This is a genomic window from Salinisphaera sp. T31B1 (assembly GCF_040361275.1).
GTDB lineage: Bacteria > Pseudomonadota > Gammaproteobacteria > Nevskiales > Salinisphaeraceae > Salinisphaera.
In genome coordinates this window covers 195,056-214,344 of record NZ_APNH01000002.1, presented here as the reverse complement: position 1 = coordinate 214,344, position 19,289 = coordinate 195,056, and the positions used below count along the sequence as shown (strand labels likewise).

Annotated in this window: 19 protein-coding genes and 3 tRNA genes; 1 reads left to right on the top strand and 21 read right to left on the bottom strand. The window is 63.7% G+C overall.

Annotated features, from left to right (window positions below):
* Window positions 1–4: 4 nt before the first annotated feature.
* From ccmI to T31B1_RS07845, 20 genes are all read right to left on the bottom strand, one after another.
* Complete coding sequence (gene ccmI / locus T31B1_RS07940; RefSeq protein ID WP_353248955.1) at window positions 5–835, bottom strand: c-type cytochrome biogenesis protein CcmI; 831 nt, start codon at window positions 833–835, stop codon at window positions 5–7.
* On the bottom strand, window positions 832–1,341 hold the full coding sequence (locus tag T31B1_RS07935) for a cytochrome c-type biogenesis protein (protein ID WP_353248954.1): 510 nt from the start codon (window positions 1,339–1,341) through the stop codon (window positions 832–834). Before T31B1_RS07935 ends, ccmI begins: the two co-directional genes overlap by 4 nt.
* A complete protein-coding gene (locus T31B1_RS07930; RefSeq protein WP_353248953.1) occupies window positions 1,338–1,871 on the bottom strand; it encodes a DsbE family thiol:disulfide interchange protein in 534 nt (177 codons plus the stop codon). The genes T31B1_RS07935 and T31B1_RS07930 overlap by 4 nt, the downstream gene beginning before the upstream one ends.
* Entirely contained in the window at window positions 1,871–3,838 is a 1,968-nt protein-coding gene (locus T31B1_RS07925; RefSeq protein ID WP_353248952.1) for a heme lyase CcmF/NrfE family subunit, read from the bottom strand. The genes T31B1_RS07930 and T31B1_RS07925 overlap by 1 nt, the downstream gene beginning before the upstream one ends.
* Complete coding sequence (ccmE, locus tag T31B1_RS07920; RefSeq protein ID WP_353248951.1) at window positions 3,835–4,311, bottom strand: cytochrome c maturation protein CcmE; 477 nt, start codon at window positions 4,309–4,311, stop codon at window positions 3,835–3,837. Before ccmE ends, T31B1_RS07925 begins: the two co-directional genes overlap by 4 nt.
* Window positions 4,304–4,468, bottom strand: coding sequence for a heme exporter protein CcmD (ccmD, locus tag T31B1_RS07915; RefSeq protein WP_353248950.1), 165 nt, complete (start codon window positions 4,466–4,468; stop codon window positions 4,304–4,306). Before ccmD ends, ccmE begins: the two co-directional genes overlap by 8 nt.
* Window positions 4,461–5,204 (bottom strand): heme ABC transporter permease, encoded by a 744-nt coding sequence (locus T31B1_RS07910; protein WP_353248949.1) that lies wholly within the window; start codon window positions 5,202–5,204, stop codon window positions 4,461–4,463. Before T31B1_RS07910 ends, ccmD begins: the two co-directional genes overlap by 8 nt.
* A 215-nt stretch (window positions 5,205–5,419) precedes the next feature.
* Window positions 5,420–6,088, bottom strand: a complete 669-nt coding sequence (gene ccmB, locus T31B1_RS07905; protein ID WP_353248948.1) for a heme exporter protein CcmB — start codon at window positions 6,086–6,088, stop codon at window positions 5,420–5,422.
* Window positions 6,082–6,714 carry a cytochrome c biogenesis heme-transporting ATPase CcmA gene (gene ccmA / locus T31B1_RS07900; protein WP_353248947.1) on the bottom strand — a complete coding sequence of 211 codons (633 nt, stop codon included), beginning with the start codon at window positions 6,712–6,714 and terminating at the stop codon, window positions 6,082–6,084. The genes ccmB and ccmA overlap by 7 nt, the downstream gene beginning before the upstream one ends.
* 34 nt (window positions 6,715–6,748) lie before the next feature.
* Window positions 6,749–6,836: transfer RNA gene (locus T31B1_RS07895), tRNA-Leu, on the bottom strand.
* Window positions 6,837–7,269: 433 nt separating this feature from the next.
* Complete coding sequence (locus T31B1_RS07890) at window positions 7,270–8,937, bottom strand: phosphohexomutase domain-containing protein (RefSeq protein ID WP_353248946.1); 1,668 nt, start codon at window positions 8,935–8,937, stop codon at window positions 7,270–7,272.
* Between the two features lie 576 nt (window positions 8,938–9,513).
* Window positions 9,514–9,587 (bottom strand) — tRNA-Cys (locus T31B1_RS07885).
* Window positions 9,588–9,669: 82 nt separating this feature from the next.
* Window positions 9,670–9,744 (bottom strand) — tRNA-Gly (locus tag T31B1_RS07880).
* A 291-nt stretch (window positions 9,745–10,035) separates the two neighbouring features.
* Entirely contained in the window at window positions 10,036–10,587 is a 552-nt protein-coding gene (gene pgsA, locus T31B1_RS07875; RefSeq protein WP_353248945.1) for a CDP-diacylglycerol--glycerol-3-phosphate 3-phosphatidyltransferase, read from the bottom strand.
* A 48-nt stretch (window positions 10,588–10,635) separates the two neighbouring features.
* Entirely contained in the window at window positions 10,636–12,459 is a 1,824-nt protein-coding gene (uvrC, locus tag T31B1_RS07870; protein ID WP_353248944.1) for an excinuclease ABC subunit UvrC, read from the bottom strand.
* Between the two features lie 7 nt (window positions 12,460–12,466).
* On the bottom strand, window positions 12,467–13,144 hold the full coding sequence (locus T31B1_RS07865) for a uracil-DNA glycosylase (RefSeq protein ID WP_353248943.1): 678 nt from the start codon (window positions 13,142–13,144) through the stop codon (window positions 12,467–12,469).
* Window positions 13,145–13,210: 66 nt separating this feature from the next.
* Window positions 13,211–13,696: a ribonuclease E activity regulator RraA gene (rraA, locus tag T31B1_RS07860; RefSeq protein WP_353248942.1), complete on the bottom strand. Its 486-nt coding sequence runs from the start codon at window positions 13,694–13,696 to the stop codon at window positions 13,211–13,213.
* A 31-nt stretch (window positions 13,697–13,727) separates the two neighbouring features.
* Window positions 13,728–14,228, bottom strand: a complete 501-nt coding sequence (locus tag T31B1_RS07855) for a disulfide bond formation protein B (RefSeq protein ID WP_353248941.1) — start codon at window positions 14,226–14,228, stop codon at window positions 13,728–13,730.
* 49 nt (window positions 14,229–14,277) lie between these two features.
* Window positions 14,278–15,336 carry an NAD-dependent epimerase/dehydratase family protein gene (locus tag T31B1_RS07850; RefSeq protein ID WP_353248940.1) on the bottom strand — a complete coding sequence of 353 codons (1,059 nt, stop codon included), beginning with the start codon at window positions 15,334–15,336 and terminating at the stop codon, window positions 14,278–14,280.
* Window positions 15,337–15,393: 57 nt separating this feature from the next.
* On the bottom strand, window positions 15,394–16,422 hold the full coding sequence (locus T31B1_RS07845; RefSeq protein WP_353248939.1) for a DNA topoisomerase IB: 1,029 nt from the start codon (window positions 16,420–16,422) through the stop codon (window positions 15,394–15,396).
* A gap of 305 nt (window positions 16,423–16,727) precedes the next feature.
* Between T31B1_RS07845 and T31B1_RS07840 the strand changes: the two genes are divergently transcribed.
* Window positions 16,728–18,236 (top strand): BCCT family transporter, encoded by a 1,509-nt coding sequence (locus T31B1_RS07840; protein ID WP_353248938.1) that lies wholly within the window; start codon window positions 16,728–16,730, stop codon window positions 18,234–18,236.
* Here the strand turns inward: T31B1_RS07840 and T31B1_RS07835 are convergent, their stop codons facing one another.
* Entirely contained in the window at window positions 18,237–19,163 is a 927-nt protein-coding gene (locus T31B1_RS07835) for an alpha/beta fold hydrolase (protein ID WP_353248937.1), read from the bottom strand.
* Between the last annotated feature and the right edge of the window lie 126 nt (window positions 19,164–19,289).

Sequence of the window (19,289 nt, the reverse complement as noted above, 5' to 3'; positions counted from 1 at the left end):
ACGTTCAATCCGCGCCCCCCAGTTCGGGTTTGCGTCCGGTGAGCTCATTGCGACGGTTACGAACCATGTCCGCAAAATCGCTCGGCAGGTCTTGATCGAGCAGACGTGTCCAGTACTCGACCGCCTGCGGGTCGTCGCCTCGTTCGGCAGCAGCCAGACCCAGATACCAGAGCGCCTCGCGGCTTGCCGGGTCGAGTTCCAGCAGCTGAGCGAACAATTGCTGTGTGCGCCCCTGGAGGTCGTCGCTGGCCTGCAACGTGGCTTCGGCCTCGGCGGCAATGATGGGTGCCTGCGGCTCGGGCATGGCGGCATTGAGCGCGCGATAGTTTTCTGCAGCGCCGGCATAGTCGCCCGTCGCCTCCTGAGCGCGGGCCAGCATCGCTCGTGCCTGCAGGTCGTCCGGCGCTGCCTCAACCCGCTGCTCCAGCTCGCGAACCATGGTCGCGATATCGGGCATGTCGGCGTTTTCGAACGCCGCGGGATCACCGAGATACCAGTAGGTGCCGGTTGTGCCGACGACCAGTAACGCGATCATCAACAGCGATGTGAACCATGGCCGGCCCGCGCGGGTCGGTGCGCCGGTGAGCGACGGCGTCTCATCGATATCAGCCAGCAGGCGGGCACCGAGTTCGTCCTTTTCGTATTCGGCGTCCCGCCGGGTCATGCGTCCCGCGGAGACTTCGCGCTCGATCTCTGCATAACGCTGATGATAGATCGTGATGTTCGCTTCACGCCGGCGATCGGCACTCGAAATCCGAGCCCGCCACAGCGGAATGAGCACGAATACCAGACTCGCGACCACCAGAAGGGTCGCGAACAGCACAAATTCGATCATGAACGATCCTTGTCGGGATCCGCTGCGCGGTGATCCGGGCTTGGAGAATGGCCCTCAAGCACTCGGGCCAGGCGCTGCCGGTCGAGCGCCGGCGGCGCTGCCGGCGACCTGCGCCGACCGCGCATGATCAGCATCACCACGGCCAGGCCGAACAACAGCAGTGCGAACGGCCCGAGCCATAGTATGAGCGTCGAGGTCTGTAGCGGCGGATCATAGAGCACCCACTCACCGTAGCGGTCCACCAGATATTGCTTGATCTGGGCATCGCTGCGACCGGCGGCCAGCTGGCGCGCAACGATATCGCGCAGATCCTTGGCCAGCGGTGCGTCCGATTCGGCGATGGTCCGGTTCTGGCAGATCAGACACCGCAACTCCGCGTTGAGCGAGTGATAGCGCGCCAGTTGTGCGTCGGTCAGGGTGGTATCGCCCACGGTCGCCGCACCGGCCGCGCCCGCCAGCAGCGCGAGGCTCAGACATAGCCATAGCCAGCCCATTCGCCGAATCATGAGGCCTGCTTGAGCTGTTTGAGCTTGGGTATGAGCGTCTGCTTCATTTCCTCGGGGGTGATCGCCCCGACCACCTTGTAGACGATCGTGCCACTGCGATCGAGCACGAATGTCTCCGGCACGGCCGCCACGCCCCAGTCGATGCCGACCTGCCCGCTCTCGTCGAAAGCGACCACTGCGAACGGATTGCCGTAGCGACCCAGCCAGCGCAACGCCGCCTGCTTGGTGTCTTTATAGTTAAGACCGACCACCGGGACGCCGGTTTGCTGCGAGATCTCTGTGATCAAAGCGTGCTCGGCTCGACAGGCCACACACCAGCTGGCCCACACGTTGACCAGCGTGACTCGGCCTTTCAGATCCGCGGCCGATATCCGCGGCCGATCGGAGGCGAGCGTGGGCAGATCGAAGGCGGGCGCAGTTTTGCCAATCAGAGCCGAAGGCAGAATATCCGGACGCCGCGTCAACCCGTAGCCGAGCAGCACGATCAGGCCCATCACTACGATGATGGGTGCGAGCGTACGCCAGCGCATTACGTGCCGGCCGGCTGCAGACCGCCCTGCCGGGCCGCCCGTTCTGCGGCGCGTTCGCGCCGCCAGTAGCGCTTGTCGGACAGCGCGAGCAACCCGCCGATCGCCGCCAGAAATCCGCCCGCCCATATCCACCGCACGAAGGGCCTGTAATAGAGACGGACGCTCCAAGCGTCACCAGCTAACGGCTCGCCCAGCGAGACATACAAATCGCGGAATACACCGACGTCGATACCGGATTCGGTCATGACCTGGCCGCTGGCGTTGTAGCGCCGCTTGGCCGGGTACAGCTCGTTGAATTGTTTGCCGTCACGCGAGACGACGAAGTCGCCGATCTCCGCGACATAGTTCGGGCCGTCTTCGTGACGTGTGCCCAGGAACCGGAAGTCGTAGCCGGCGATCGACGCCTGGTCACCCGGCGCCATGCGTACGTCGTGCTCGCCGCCGAACCCGCTGACCAGGCTCACGCCGATCACGAACACCCCGACACCGACATGTGCGAGGGTCATGCCCAGCACATTACGGGGCAACATCGTGCGTCGCCCGCTGGTACGCCGAACCACATCCTCGATCGCAGTCAGAATGGCCCAGCTGCCCAACACGCAGCCGGCAATCGCGGCCAGTGCCGTGGTGCCCAGGGTCACCAGCGGCAGCACGACCCCAGCCACGATGGCCGCGACAAGCGGCAGCCACAGGCGCGAACGCAGCGTCTCGAGCCGCGTCCGTTTCCATGCCATGACCGCGGCAAAGCCGACCAAGACGACCAGCGGCGCGGTCAGAGGAATGAATATCTTATTGAAATACGGCGGACCGACGGAAATACGGCCCATGCCGAGCGAGTCGGCCAGGATCGGATAGAGCGTACCCAGCAGCACGCCCGCGGCCGCAACGACCAGAAAGATATTGTTAAGAAGCAACAGGCCTTCGCGCGAGAGTGCGGCCACCGGCTCGCCGCCACTTTCGAACTGCGGCGCGCGAACCGCGTACAGCAACAGGGACCCGCCAATGACCACGGCGAAGAACGCCAGAATATAGACCCCGCGCGCTGGATCGGTGGCGAACGCATGCACCGAAATGAGCACGCCGGATCGCACCAGGAACGTGCCCAGCAGTGACAGCGCAAACGCGGTGATTGCCAGCAACACCGTCCAGCTCTTGAAGATGCCGCGTTTTTCGGTCACCGCCAGCGAGTGGATGAGGGCCGTACCAACCAGCCAAGGCATGAAAGAGGCGTTTTCCACCGGATCCCAGAACCACCAGCCGCCCCAGCCGAGTTCGTTGTAGGCCCACCAGCTACCCAGCGTAATGCCGATGGTAAGGAACACCCACGCGGCCGTCGTCCAGGGCCGGGTCCAGCGCGTCCACGCGCTGTCGACACGGCCGGTGATCAACGCGGTAATGGCGAACGCGAACGCCACGCAGAAGCCGACATAGCCCATATAGAGCATGGGCGGATGGAACACGAGACCCGGGTCCTGCAACAGCGGGTTCAGATCCCGGCCCTCCGAAGGCATGGGAAATTCGCGAACGAACGGATTGGAGGTAAACAAGGTGAACAACAGGAAGCCGACGCTGATCGCGCCCATCACCGCCAGCACGCAGCTGGCCACCTCTCGCGGCAGACTTCGGCTGGCCGCGGCCACCGCCAGACTCCAGCAGGCCAGTTCCATCATCCACAGCAGCAGCGAGCCTTCGTGCGCCCCCCAGATCGCGGCGATCCGGTAGAACCACGGCAGGTGCGTATTCGAATTCGCCGCTACGTAAGCCACCGAGAAATCATTGGCATAGAAAGCGAAACCGAGCGCCGCGAAGGCAATACTCAGCATCACGAATTGCCCGATCGCCGCCGGGGCGGCGACGGCCAGACAGTCAGCCCGCGAACGGACGACTCCGTAAATCGGCACGACGGTCTGGACCAGTGCGAGCCCCAGCGCCAGAATCAGGGCGAAATGTCCTAATTCGGGAATCATCGGGCGGCCTGCATATCCGGCTTCATATTGGTCGGCATGCAACTGACCCCCTGCTTGTCCTTCATGGCTTCGGCCACATCCGGCGACATGTAGTTCTCATCGTGCTTGGCCAGCACTTCGTCAGCCACGAACGCCCCGCGACCGTCTAGCTTGCCGTAGGCGACGATGCCCTGCCCCTCGCGAAACAGATCCGGGAGCGTGCCCTTGAACTGTACGGGCACGCTGGCTTCGCAGTCGGCCAGCTTGAAACGCACGATCAAGTCGCTGTGGTTGCGCTGTACGGAACCGTTCTCCACCAGACCGCCGATACGAAAACGCGTGTCCGGCGGCACCTTGCCGGCAACGATCTCGCTCGGCTGGTAGAAATACAGCAGGTTCTGGCTGAAAGCCGTCAGGGCCAGCGCCACGGCGGCGGCCAGGCCGACGAACAGCCCTCCCACCAGCATCAGACGACGACGTCGGGTTCTAGTCATCGAATTCCTCGTTGCGAATACGGCGCACCAGGCGGCGATGCGCGATCACGGGGGCCAGAATATTGCCTATCAACACCACGGCGGCGATACCGTAGCTGCTCCACACGAACGCTGCATAACCGCCCATGGCCCAGAATTGCTGCCAGCTGTCATGCATCGTAGGCGCTCCCGATCATGCGCCCGACCCAGCGACTACGGCGCTCACGCCAGAGCAGTTGCACGCGCATGCCCCAGAGCGTCAGCCAGCCGAACATCAGGGTAAAACCGAGGGCTGCCGACAACAGCGGCACGAGCATGTCCATCTCCATGGCCGGCTTGCCGAAACGGGTCACCGTCGGACCCTGATGCAGGGTGTTCCACCACTCTACCGAGTAATGAATAATCGGCACGTTGATCACGCCCACCACCGCCAGCAGCGCACATGCACGTGCAGCGGTCCGCGGCGATTCGATCGCGTTATGCAGTGCGATCACGCCCAGATACAGGAACAGCAGGATCAACTCCGAGGTGAGCCGGGCGTCCCACACCCACCAGGTTCCCCACATCGGCTTGCCCCAGATCGAGCCCGTCACCAGGGCCAGAAACGTGAAGCTCGCGCCCACGGGCGCGGCGGCGATCAGATAGATCTCGGCCAGCTTGAGCCGCCAGACCAGCGCGATGAAGCCCGCCACGGCCATGCTCGTGTAACCGAATAATGACAGCCACGCGCTGGGCACGTGGATATACAGGATACGAAACGCATCACCCTGCTGATAGTCGGTCGGGGCGAGCACCAGCCCTGCATAGATCCCGTAGCCGGCCAGCAGCAGACCGGGCACGGCCAGCGCCCAGGCGATCGGACGACTTACCCGATAGAAGTACGGCAGGGACCCGAAGGTATGCAGCCAGCGCATGAATCGACTCTTCGCCAAAACGCGAACCCGTTATCGGTGGGCGGTACGAACCGGCCACCGCCAGGCCGTTCGATTGATGGATCGGCTGTCATCGTTCATACAAACCCACGCCGCGGCGCATCTCCTCTCGTTCGTTCGGTCCCGATACGCGCCCTGCACGCAGCATCGAGGTTTTCGACAACAAAATCCGGACTTTGCTCCGTACGAGCGCCCGATTATTCCAGGCTTATTCGCAACGCCGCCGCAATCGCCCAGGGTGCGGTGCTGATACCCAATGCCAGCAATGCACCCAACAGATACAGCGGGCCCGCATACGGCAGCCCGGCGATCGCGGCCTGCATCGCACCGGCGCCGAAGATTAGCACCGGCACGTACAGCGGAAAGATCAGCAGGCTCAACAGCAGCCCCGCCCTGGGCAGACTCAGCGTGAGTGCCGTGCCGATCGCGCCCACCAGCCCCAGCGTGGGCGTGCCGAGTAGCAGGCTGGCCATGATAACGGGAACCGCGGCCGCGGGCACGCCCAGCAGCAGCACAAGCAGCGGCGAGGCGATCACGAACACCAATCCACTGGCCAGCCAGTAGGCCGCCACCTTGGCCAGCGCAATCACGGCCAACGGTTCCGGCGAAAGCAGATACTGCTCGAGGGTGCCGTCCTCGAAGTCCGGCCGAAACAGACGCTGGAGCGATAACAGCGCGGCCAGGAGCACCGACATCCAGATAAGCGCCGGCGAAACCGAAACGAGCACCGTCGAGTCCGCCTGTGTACCCAGGGGAAACAGTGCGACCACCAGGATGAAAAACAGCAGATGATGAACGAGCACGCCGCGCTGGCGGAAGGCCAACTGCAGATCCCGGCGCAATACGGCCCAGAAAACGCCTAGCATGAACCGAGCTCGATCGCGGCGACATCCACGCCCGGCAGGGCCAGCGCTTCGTGAGTGGTGAACAGCAGTATGCCGCCGGCCTGCACATGGTCGGCCATGCGCTCGCACAGCGTCGTCCGGGCGTCGGCGTCGAGCGCCGAGGCGGGTTCGTCGAGCAGCCAGAGTGGCGCCTGTGTGAGCCACAAGCGCGTCAGCGACACCCGCCGACGCTGGCCGGCCGACAGCCGCTCGCAGGGCCGATGCGCCAACCGCTTGAGACCGAGTTCGGCAAGCGTGCGACGAATCGTGTCGGTACTCACGCGGCGCCCGGCAAGCCGCATGAGCACGTCCAGATTCTCGACCGGAGTAAGCGCCCCGTTGAGCCCGTTCTCATGGCCAATAAAACACAGGTCCTCGCGCAAAGGGGCCGGCTCGTCGCCGGTCGCCACACCCTGCCAACGCACCCGGCCGTCGATCGGTCGGTGCAGACCGGCCACCGTGCGCAACAACGTGGTCTTGCCGATGCCGTTGTCACCGAGCACGCGTGCCGCCATGCCGCGATTGAGCACGGCATCCAGACCGGTGAAAAGCGCTTTTTCGCCCCGTCCGCAGGCCAGATTTTCGATAATCAGACGAGACGTCGCCATGGCTGCCAGAGCGCTCCCGGGTTCGGCATGTCATTGGTGCCCGGGGCCGGACTCGAACCGGCACGGATTAATAATCCAAGGGATTTTAAGTCCCATGCGTCTACCAATTTCGCCACCCGGGCACGGCGCGCAAGTCTAGCAGTTCCAGTCGGCATACCGCTCGACGACGCCGACGCCGGCACGAACGATGCCGCCGCATGACAACGCTGTGCCGCCCGTACGTACGACGCGCGTCGCAAACTCGGCATATGAACCGGAACGGGCCGCGCCGTTATCAGGCCGACGCCCGAGTCCACGGCCACCGGCGCGCTGCGCGCTTTCCGGACCGCCGTCGCCCGGTGTACCGACAGGCCCCTCCCCGGGCCATCGGGCGCAGCCGCCGTAGATCTGCATGCTGCCCGTGAACGTTGCGCGCCGCGAGCTCGTTAAATGAACCGTCGGAGGACGTCGAACCGGTGTCGTTCAGACTCCTTGCGCGAATCGAAAAGTGCGCGCCGCGGGTATTTGCTCTTCGAATGCGCCCACCGACGCATCAGAACCAAGGGCCTGGATCGCTCACGTCGATGCCTGCCCCGGAGGAGCGATGGCGAGGGTCCGGTCGAGAATGTGCCGAGCATCGGTCAGAATCGCCTCGAGATGTTCGGCGCTGCGCAGGCTTTCTGCGTAGAGCTTGTAGATATCTTCGGTGCCTGACGGGCGTGCAGCAAACCAGCCGTTTGCCGTGCTGATCTTGATGCCGCCAATCAACTCGTTGTTGCCCGGCGCGCGATCCACAATGGCTGTCACAGGCTCTCCCGCCAGCCGGGCGCAATCGAGCTCGCGTGAACTCAATCTCGCCAGGGCGGTTTTCTGGGCGGTGTTGGCTCGTGCCTGGAGTCGCTTGGCGAACGGCTGGCCGAGGGTGTCGGTGAGTTGCCGATACCGTGCCCCCGGATCGCGTCCAGTGCGCGCCGTGATCTCTGCGGCCAGGAGACCGGGGGCGATCCCATCCTTGTCGGTCACGGATGCGCAGCCGTCACGTTGCAGAAAGCTTGCTCCGGCGCTTTCCTCGCCGGCGAAACCGAGACGGGCATCGGCCAGGCCATCCGCAAACCATTTGAAACCTGCCGGGACCTCAAACACCGAACGGCCAAGCTGTCGCGCCACCCGGTCGATCAGCGCGGTACTGACCAGCGTTTTGCCGATTCCTGCGGTAGCGGGCCACCGCGAGCGATGACGGAACAGATAATCGATCATCACACACAGGTAATGGTTGGAATCCAGCAGACCATCGCCCGGAGTCACAATACCGTGCCGGTCATGATCGGTGTCACAGGCGAGTGCGATATCGAACTCGTCCTTGCGTGCGATCAACGATCGCATCGCATATTTCGACGACGGATCCATGCGGATACGTCCGTCCCAGTCCAGCGGGATGAAACCGAACTGCGCATCGATCTCGGGGTGGGTCACGGTCAGCTGCAGGCCGTAACGTTCGGCGATGGCCTGCCAGTAATGCACGCCGGCGCCGCCCATGGGATCGACCCCGATACGAAGCCCGGCACTGCGAATCACGTCGAAATCGATGACGGCGTCCAGCTGCTCGACATAATGGCCGAGAAAATCGTATGGATCGGCCGCCGCCATGGCACGGGCACGTCCGAGCGGGACGTGTCTGACCCCTTGCAGACCAGAGGCAAGCAACGTATTGGCGCGTGCCTGGATCCAGTCGGTAACTGCCTTGCCGGCAGCGCCCCCGTGAGGTGGGTTGTATTTGTAACCGCCGTACTCCGGCGGGTTGTGTGACGGGGTGATCACGATGCCATCGGCATCCCCTCGGCGAGGACCGCGGTTGTGGGCCACAATGGCATGGGAGACCGCCGGGGTGGGCGTGAACTGGCCGGCCGCGGCCACCCGCATGGGCACCTCGTTAGCAGCCAGTACCGCAAGCGTGGTGTCCAGCGCCGGCTGCGAGAGCGCATGTGTATCGATGCCGACAAACACCGGCCCGCCGATTCCGCGATGTCGGCGGTAGTCGCAGATTGCCTGGCTGATCGCCAGCACGTGCCACTCGTTGAAGCTATGGTCGAACGCCACACCCCGATGGCCGGTGGTACCGAAGGCCACTTGATGCGCAGCCACCGACGGGTCCGGGCGCCGGTTCACATAGGCCGCACACAGCGCGCTCACATCCACACGCGCCGATGCAGGCGACGGCCCGCCCGCTCGTGGATCGACGCTCATACGCAGACGCCCGCTCGCACCAACCACCGCCTCTTCGATCGAGCCCGCCCCGCTCGCACGATGGCCGGTCCGCCGTCTGCCGGGACACGCGCGTCTAGAACGCCCGGCCGGCCAAGCGCCGTATCCGCGTGGTCGATCGTTCGCGAGGCTGGCTTGCTCATATGACGCATCGTACCGGACGACATGATCCGGCCGCTTGACCATGGGGGTGGGACTTGCGTGGAGCGAGGCAGGGTTAGGCCGGTGGCGACGACCGCAGAAGACGAGCCCCACGGGCGAACAAGCGACGCGAATGCGTTCTTGCAGCGTGAGCTGTGAGGGCGTGTGCTATGAGGTGCGGCCGGGGCCACGCCAAGAAAATCCGCGGGACTGTCGAGGCACAAAGCGAGCATTCCCGCACGGGGGCGACTGGTTCGTTGACCGACAGGCCGGCCAGTACCACTGGCGTGCTCGCGGCCCGATCGGAAGACTGCGGATGTCGTATCGCCGACGCGGTCACCTACAGGCCATGCAGTGACATCACGAGACCAATCACCGACGATTGCAACCGCGAAAGGCTGCGTCTCGACGAAATAATGGAGGCCAGGCCCGGAATCGAACCGAGGTACGCGGCTTTGCAGGCCGCTGCATCACCACTCTGCCACCTGGCCGGTGGGGCGACCGGCGACAGCGTGCCGGGGCCCGATAAACAAAAACCCCGACCGGTCGGGCCGAGGTTTCGGCGGTGTTATTTGGAGCGGGAAACGAGATTCGAACTCGCGACCCCAACCTTGGCAAGGTTGTGCTCTACCACTGAGCTATTCCCGCCCGTCGAGAGCGCATATTCTAGGCCAGACTGTTTTTCTGTCAAGGCATTTTTCCGAACGATTTCAGAGTTTGGCAGAACGGCCCGCCTCGGAGGGCTCCGATGGCCGCCTATTCCCGTGGGCGGCACCGGGTGCCGACGGTCGACAACGCCCATCGCACCGTTCGGTGTCTGGCCATCCCAGGCCACGACAGCGCTTCGCGCTGTCCCCAGGATCTCACGCCACGAGAATCGGAACGATGAATCGTCTACCCTCGCTCAGGCAGCGATTGAAACCGATGCGAGGCGTTGGCTCAGCGCTCCATGCTCAACCGGGGCCAGGCCTGACGCAGATATTCGATCATGGACCAGAGCGTCAGGGCTGCCGCGATCACCAGCAGCACCACACCAACCGTGTAGATGCCACTGCGTTGAGCGAGATCGAAGACCATGCAGAAGATCGCGCCCATCTGGATTGCGGTCTTGTACTTGCCCATTGCCCCCACAGCGACCACCCCGCGCTCGCCGAGCTCGGCCATCCATTCACGCAATGCCGATACGGTGAGCTCGCGTCCGACGACGATCGTGGCCGACAGCGCGATATAGTAGTGCGGATCGCGGTAGACGAGCATCACCAGCACGGCGCACACGATGAGTTTGTCGGCAACCGGGTCGAGAAAGGCGCCGAATGCGGAGGTCTGGTTCCAGCGCCGTGCGAGATGACCGTCGAGCCAGTCGGTCGCCAGCGCAATGCCGAACAGTACAGCTGCGGCGATATTCGCCTCCGCCAGCGGCACGAACAGCAGCCCCACCACGAAGGGAATGAGAATGAGCCGAAACAGGGTCAGCCAGATGGGCAGGTTCAAACGTGTCTCCTCTACGCGCCGACCGCGGCCAGGCCTGCGGCTACCGACTTACGCCGTGTTATGGAAATAATCGTAGATGCGTTGTGCCATGGTCGCACTGATGCCCTCCACGCGTGCAAGCTCGGAGATGCCGGCCCGGGCGACCTGCTTCGGCCCGCCGAAGGTCTGAAGCAGCTTCTTGCGGCGTTTTGGGCCCAGTCCGTCTATCCCGTCGAGCATCGAACCTTGCCGCGCCTTGCCACGCTGACCGCGATGGGCGGCTATGGCGAAGCGGTGGGCTTCGTCCCGTATCTGCTGGATCAGATGCAGCCCGGGCGAGTCCGCGGGCAGTATAAGCGGCGCCGACTGGCCGGGCAAAAACAGCTGCTCGAGGCCCGGCTTGCGGGTCGAGCCCTTGGCCACGCCGAGCAGCTGCACGCCGCGTATTTCCAGCGTGTCCAGGGTTTCCACGGCCACACCGAGCTGGCCCTTGCCGCCATCGATCAGCAACAGGTCCGGCATCGCTGCCTCGCCGTCCTTGACCCGCTTGAACCGGCGTGTGAGCGCCTGACGCATGGCCGCGTAATCGTCTCCGGGCTCGATGCCGTCGATATTGAAGCGCCGATAGGCGGACTTCTGGGGCGCCCCGGCCTCGAACACGACACACGAAGCCACCGCACGCTCGCCGCGCGTATGACTGATATCGAAGCAGGCCATCTGCATCGGCGGTGCCGACAGGCCCAGCGCGTCGGCCAGTGAAGCCAGACGTTTTTCCACCCCGGCACGGCTTGCCAACTGGGCTGACAGCGTCTGGGTCAGCGTCGCCCGGGTATTGTCCAGCCAGCGGCGGCGCTCGCCGCGTACGCTAGTCTTCAGATGGACACGCCGGCCACCGCGCTCGGCCAGACTTTCCGACAACCAGGCGTCGTCGGCCGGCATCGGGTCGACAAGCAGCTCCGGTGGCGGCCTGCGCTCGAGATAATACTGGCTGACAAAGGCCGCCATGACGTCCGCCGATTCGGTGCCGGCCGGTGCGCTCGGAAAAAAGCTGCGATGGCCGAGATTGATCCCGCCCCGCACGGTCACCACGACCACGGCAGCCACGCCGCCGTCCACCGCCGCACAAATCAGATCGAAATCACCCTGCCCACCGACTTTCTGGCTTTGCGACTGCAGCCGGCGCAGTGCCGATATCTTCTCCCGTAGCCGGGCGGCCGTCTCGAAGTCCAGCGCCCGGGCCGCGGATTCCATATCACCGACCAGCCGATCAATGAGTTTTTCGTTGCGGCCTTCCAGCAGTTCGACCGCATCCTGCACGTCGCGTGCATAATCGGCCTCGCTGATATGGCCCACGCAAGGGGCGCTGCACCGCTTGATCTGATATTGCAGGCAGGGTCGCGAGCGGTTCTCGAAAAAGCTGTCTCGGCAATTGCGCAACTGAAACAGTCGCATCAGCGTGTCCTGAGTGCTCTTGACCGCACTCGCACTCGGGAACGGGCCGAAGTAATGGCCCTGGCGTTTCTGGGCACCGCGGTGATAGACGACGCGGGGGTAGGCGTTGTCGCCGGTGATCAGCAGATAAGGATAGCTCTTGTCGTCGCGCAGATAGACGTTGTAGCGCGGTCGGTGCTGCTTGATGAGGGTGGATTCCAGCAGCAGCGCCTCATCCTCGGTATGCGTGATCGTGACCTCGATATCGGCCACCTGATCAAGCATGGATTCGGTCTTTGCATTGCCCGACGCCCGCAGGAAATAACTCGAAACCCGTTTCTTGAGATTCTTCGCCTTGCCGACATACAACACGTCACCCTTGACGTCGTACATGCGATAGACGCCCGGCGCCTGGGTGAGCTGGCGCAGATAGCGTTTGGAATCGAAGCCTGCCTCGGTCATGGCATCACTATGGCGTCATCGAGGGCTCAGGCAAGCCGTTGCCCGCAATCATTCGGCATGCGCGTGCGAACACCCGATTGAGCATGGCCGGCGTCAGCCGGCCGGTGTTGATGTTGTAGCGGCTGCAGTGATACGAATCGATCAGCGTCTGGCCCGCCGGCAGGCGATGGACGATGTCGTGGCCGAAGCGGTGGTCGGCCCGACGCAGCCCCAGTGCGCGCACCACGGCATTGTGCGCCAGCCCGCCCAATGCGAGCACGACCGTTGCCGGCTCGATTTCGGCTCGCAGAAACGCATTGCAGGCGTTGATCTCGGCGGCGACCGGCCGATTGCCGGGCGGCAGACATTTGACGGCATTGGTGATCCGACAATCGTGGAGCTGCAGCCCGTCTCCCGGCCCTACGGAGACCGGCGCCGAGCAAAGCCCCTGTCTGTACAGGGTTTCAAAAAGAAGCTGGCCCGAGCGGTCGCCGGTAAACGGGCGGCCAGTGGCATTGGCGCCGTGCATGCCTGGCGCCAGGCCGACAACCAACAGGCGGCCGTCGGCCGGTCCGAAGGCTTGCACCGGCGCCGCGTGATAGTTCGGCCGTTCGGTACGCACGTGCTTGCGCAGGCTTACAAGACGTGGGCAGCGCGTACAGTCCGGCGGGGGCTGACGAATTTGCGATACTGACGGCTCAGGCATGGCGGCTTCTGCCCTGCCCGCCGGACGGGGCCGCACGCGTGTTGCGGGGCGCGATGGCCGATGCTTCTATTCGGACAGCGACAATTCCGATTCCGAGACGATCACGCCGTCGAGATCGGCATATAACCAGTCACCCGGCATGAACGACACGCCGGCAAAGCGCACCGGCGCATCGCGCTCGCCCTGATTCTTCTTGCTGGACTTCTTGGGGTGCGTATTGAGCGCCTTCACCGCCACATCCATCTGCGAGATCTCGGCGCTATCGCGGATACAGCCGTAGACCACGATGCCCGCCCAGTCGTTGTCAATGGCGAGTTGAGCGAGGTTATCGCCAAGCAGCGCGCAGCGATCGGAGGCCCCCCCGTCGACCACGAGTACACGGCCCTCACCGGGCTCCTCGAGCGCGGCGCGCACCAGAGAGTTGTCCTCGAAGCACTTGACGGTACTGATCGGGCCGCCAAAAGCCAGGACCGCACCGAAGTCGGTGAAGATCGGCTCGGCTATCTGGATCTTGTCGGAGAATTCGTCGCAAAGATCGGTGACCGGATACATGAGCTTGCCTTGATGAGAAGAAATGGAGGATTCAACGACTGCGCGAACGGGCCGGGGCCACCAACAGCCCCAACATACCGGCCAGCGACAGACCGATGAAATAGATACAGGTCCAGGCCGGCAGACTGAGACCCGCGAATGCACCCTTGACCGTGGCACAGCTGGCGTCGCCGCGCAGGACCGTGGTCAGGACTTCGGTCAACGGCATGATATCGATCAGATAATCCAGGCCCGGACCGCAGGCCGGCACCTGGTCCGGCGGCAGATGCATGAGCCACACATGCCGTGCAGCTATCGCCGCGCCGGTGAGCGCACAGATCAGCGCAAGCGCCAGATAGACGCGACCGCCGGTGGCGCCCGGCCCGTGGATGAAGCCCGCGAGACAGAACAGCCCAACGCCGGCCATGGCCACGCGCTGGAAAATACACAGCGGACACGGCTCCAAACCGTGCGCATACTGCAGATAATAGGCAAAAGCCAGTGCGCCGGCCGCGGCGATGAAGCCCGCCAGAAAGGTCATCCGCGTATTCATGGCGCGATCATCCCATAGCCGTCGCGGACCGACAATTGACCGAGCCTGACTATCGGCGTCGAACGAGCCCGTCGTCTAGCATCTGCTGAAAATGGGACTGTACGGTTTCGCGGACTGTACGAAAACGCATGTCCAGATCGCGTTTGATATAGCCGTTGTCGAAATCCAGACGGTGACCGACGTTGCGCTCGACAAACCGTCGAGGCAAACCCTGGAACGGGCCAACCAACCAGAGCAACCATTTGGGTAGCGTGCGAGACGGGAACGGATAGCGCTTACCGAACGCTTCGGTCAGCATGCGCCCCATTTCAAGCATGCTGACCGTCCCACTGGTAGCGATATGCCGCCCGCTAACCTTGGGCAGGAAACCGGCACGTCGGTGGGCCTCGGCTACATCACGCACGTCGACCACGCCGAAATACAGTTCCGGCGCGCCCAACCTTAGAGTACCGTTGCCGAACTGCTTCATCGTCGACAGACTCGTCGACGCGCTGGCGCGTGTGAGCGACGGGCCGAGGACGAAGCCGGGATTGATCGTGACCAACTGCCAGCGCTGCTGTGCATCGTTGAGCTCCCAAGCGCGCCGCTCTGCACATACCTTGGAATAGTTGTAGGGCTGGTGGTCGACGCTGGAGGTAGTGTTCCAATGGCGTTCATCGAAGGCGTAAAGGCCGGCATCGGCCATGTCGGCGGCGTCGCCATAGACCGCGACCACGCTCGAGGTGAGAACCACGCGCTCCACGCTGGCCGTGTGCTCGACGCTGGCAAGCACGTTCTCGGTGCCTTCCACCGCCGGACGAACCAGTTCGGCCTCCGGATCCTCGACGCCGGCGATCACGAACGGCGAGGCCGTGTGGAAGACCACCCGACAGCCGGCCATCGCCTCATCGAACGCGCCGGGATCCAGTAGGTCGGCTTCGAAAAGCGTCAGGGTGCCGGGCGCCTCGGCGGCAATCCCCTCCAGATGGCCGACCTTGTCCTTGTTGGAAACGTCGCGCACGGTCGCGTGTACATTCTGGCCGTCCTCGAGAAGGTACTTGACCACCCACGACGCAACATAACCATTACCGCCGGTTACCAGTACGGGCGCGTTGTGTTCGTTGGCCATAAGCAGCACCAATAAGGAAAAGATGGATTTTCCATCCTAACTCATCGGTGCCTGGTTCTACACTTTGGCCGCCCGCTCGCGATCGACCCGGCTTTCCAGCATTTTCATGATCGCACGCTCCTCGGGGCCGGTCAGGTCGCCTTTTTCGAGCTCGTTCTGAATCAGCGTCAGAAAATGACTGAGCGTTCGCCCATCCAGATAGGTGTCGATGACGCGTGGGTCAATATAGCTGTCGCGGGCGATCGCCGGCGTATTGCCGAGCCGCTCGGCGACGCGCTCGACTGCCTGGCGTACGTACGTCTGGCTGACCTGCTCGTCGTCGCCGATGCCCAGTTCGTCCAATGCAAGCGCGGCCAGCGACGTCCCCGCCCAGGTGCGAAAATCCTTGGCGCTGTACGCATCTCCCATCACTTCCCGGATGTATTCGTTGAGATCTGCGCTATCGACATAGACCTTGTCGCCATCGTCGTCGTAGTACTTGAATATCTCGTAGCCGGGTTCGGCATCGAGCTCGGCGACCACTCGTGCCAGCCGTCGATCCTCGACTACGCGGTGCTGGTGCTGGCCACTTTTACCGTCGTAGTCGAAAATCAACTCGTCGCCCTCGATCCGTAGATGGCGCGAACGCATGGTGGTCAGGCCATAGGAGTCGTTCTCGCGCAAGTAGCGTTCACTGCCGGGACGGAAATAGGCCATATCGATGAGTCTCACCATACAGGCCAGCACTTTTTCCCGCGTGAATCCCGGTTGTCTCAGGTGCTGTCCGGTGACCCGTCGCATGGTTGAAAGCTGCTGGGCGAACTGCGTCAGGCGGTCGAACTTTCGACGCTGCTGCGCTGCGGTGAATTCGCTGTTGTAGATATACTGCTTGCGGCCGGCATCGTCGCGGCCGCTGGCCAGCACCCGAGCCTTCGGATCGAGGGTGATCTCGACGTCGTGCCAGGCTGGCGGGATCACCAGTTCGGCGATCCAGTCCCGCCAGCGGGCGTCCTTTAGGGTGCGCCCCTTATTGCGCCCGTGCGTATAGCGATAGGTAAATCCCTTGCCCCAGCGCAGGCGGGCGACGGTCTTGGCCTGTGATGCCATCGATCATGTTCCTTGCCGTGTCGAATGCGGATCATTACGCCGGCTGCAGCGGCGACGATGCGTGGACAAAGCTTCGACCGCGAATGTCGAGCGCGCAATCCGGTGGATTGCGCATTCGTGCTGACCACGCCGGTGACGGCGTACCGGCCGATATCCTGTAGGCTTCGCGCTTTGCCGGATTCGTCGAGCCGAGCATCGAGCCGCGCGACCGCCGAAGCTTGCTTGTCCAGCCGCCATGCCGAGGGCCCGATTTGACTCGTTCCGCCACTTCTCCGACCGCCACCCCCACACGTTCGACACGGCTCATGCTCGCGCCCCGGGTCTGTTACCCGGTCGTCGTGCTGATCGTGTGTTTCGTGGCGGCGACGATCGTCGCTCCGGAACCGCTATCGAACGCATTCGATGCAATCATGGCCTGGATCGTTCATTACTTCGGCTGGTACTACATCCTCATCACCGCCGGGTTCATCGGATTTTCGATCTGGGTAGGCTGCAGCCGCTACGGGACGCTCAAGCTCGGCCCGGCCGACTCGAGCCCCGATTTTTCCCGTGTGTCGTGGTACACGATGCTGTTCTCGGCCGGCATCGGCATTGGCGTGATCTTCTACAGTACCGCCGAACCGATCGCGCACTATCACGCCGCCCCGCGTCAGGGCGTTTCCGACACGATCGCCGCCGCGCGTTACGCGGTGCATATAGCCTGGATGGAATGGGGCGCGGGCGCATTCGCGATCTATATCGTCGTCGGCCTGGCGCTCGGGTTCGCCACGCACCGCCGCGGCCGGCCGCTGACCATTCGCTGGGGGCTCGAGCCGCTGCTGGGCGAGCGGATCGTACGGGGGTGGGTAGGCGATATCATCGATATCACCGCCATCGTGGGCACGGTTTTCGGGCTGGCGACGTCACTCGGGCTGGGCGTCATCCAGATCAACACGGGCTTGACCTATCTCGGGGTGGCAGAGGGTTCGCTGGCTTTGAGACTGGCGATCATTATCGCCATCACCCTGGCGGCCGGCGTGTCGGTACTGACCGGCCTGACCCGCGGTATCAAATGGCTTTCGAATCTGAATATTGCGCTCGCCGTCCTGCTGCTCGTGTTCGTACTCGTGTTCGGGCCCACCGTCTTTTTACTCGAAGCGGTCGTGGCCCAGTTCGGCTACTACGCCCAGCATATCCTCCAGAGCAGTTTCGAAACCGACTTCGCCAGTGGCGATGCATGGCAGTCGTACTGGACGACGTTCTTCTGGGCGTGGTGGATCGCCTGGGGCCCGTTCGTGGGCACCTTTCTGGCGCGCATATCGCGTGGTCGCACGGTACGAGAGTTCGCCCTCGGCGTGCTCGTGATCCCGAGCCTGGGTATTTTCATCTGGTTCGGAACGATGGGCTGGGCGGCCCTCCACCGCGAGATTTTCGGCGCGGGCGGACTGGGCGATCTGGCCACGCAGCAGGTCGTGTTCGCGTTTCTCTCTGGCCTGCCTCTGGCCACGCTAAGCTCCGTACTGGCGATGATCCTCATCACCACATTCTTCGTGACCTCGGCCGATTCCGGCGCATTCGTGGTCGCCACCCTGTCGACCGGCGGGATGGAGAACCCACCGTTGGCTACCCGCGCACTCTGGGTTGTCCTGCAGGGTGCGGTGAGCGTGGCACTGGCCGTGGCCGGCGGGTTGTCGGCGCTGCAGACAGCGTCGCTGGTGGGCGGTCTGCCCTTCTCGGTGGTGATGATCGCGCTATGTGTGGCCGTCGTGAAGAGTCTGCGAGCCGAGTGGGAGGCCGCCACGACAGGCGTCGCGCCGTCGGCTCACCCATACTGATCAGCCACCTTCGGCGAAACAGCCGATCAGGCGCGCTACTGCGTCCGGACACTCTTCTGCGACGAAGTGGGCCGCGTCGAGTGTCTCAAGACGAATGTCCTCGAACACGTCATCCAGATGATGCGTGAATTCGGACACGATCACCGGATCGTGCCGTCCGTGGATATACAGCGCCGGCATCGTCAGCCTGCGACCGGCCAGCTCGCGCCAGCGCGCCGAATCGGCTTTGTGGCAACGGTAGTAGGCTGCGCCTGTCGCCGGCGTATGTTCGATCGCATAGCAGCGCACGTACTCGTCGAAAGCCGCCGCAGGGAAACCGGACCGGCTCCATGTCTTGAGAAAATAGCCCAGCCATGCGGCCTCGTTGCCGGGAATCATGGCCTCCGGCAATCCGTTTGCGTGCTGGAAGAACTGGTACCACATGGGCCGATTGCCCACTGCTGCCAGCGCGGCCCGTGCCGCGCGATTGCCGCGACTATTGGCGAGTACCAGGATATTGAGCAGGACTAGCCGCTGGATACGGCCGGGCGCCGCGAACGCAAGCTCCTGGGCCACCGCCCCGCCCCAGTCATGGCCGATCAGCGTACAGCGCTCGATGGCCAGTGTTTCCATGACCGCCAGCACGTCGCCTGCCAGTGCTTGCTTGGTGTAGGCGAGTGGCTCGAGCGTGCGCGGCGAATCGCCCAGTCCGCGCAAGTCCGGCATCACCAGATCGAACCGGTCGGCCAGCGCTCTGGCGACCGGCTGCCAGCAGTAACTGCTTTGCGGCCAGCCGTGGAGCAACAACAGCACGGGCGCGCCGGGTACACCGGCCCGTCTGACGTGGAACGTGCCTCGGGAGGTCTCGATCATCCGGCTGGTCAGGGTCATACGCAGGTGGAATTCGATGAGTTCGGGTGATCGTACATCGGCCGACCCACCGTGCACGGGCCGCCTCCGAGGTTTATGCGCTGATCCGTGCGAGGACGCCTGCGCGGTACGGCATCAGCCGCGGCGACATCGACCGGACATGACCCGCTACGCAAAAGCGCACCAAACTTGCATGCTGCGCTC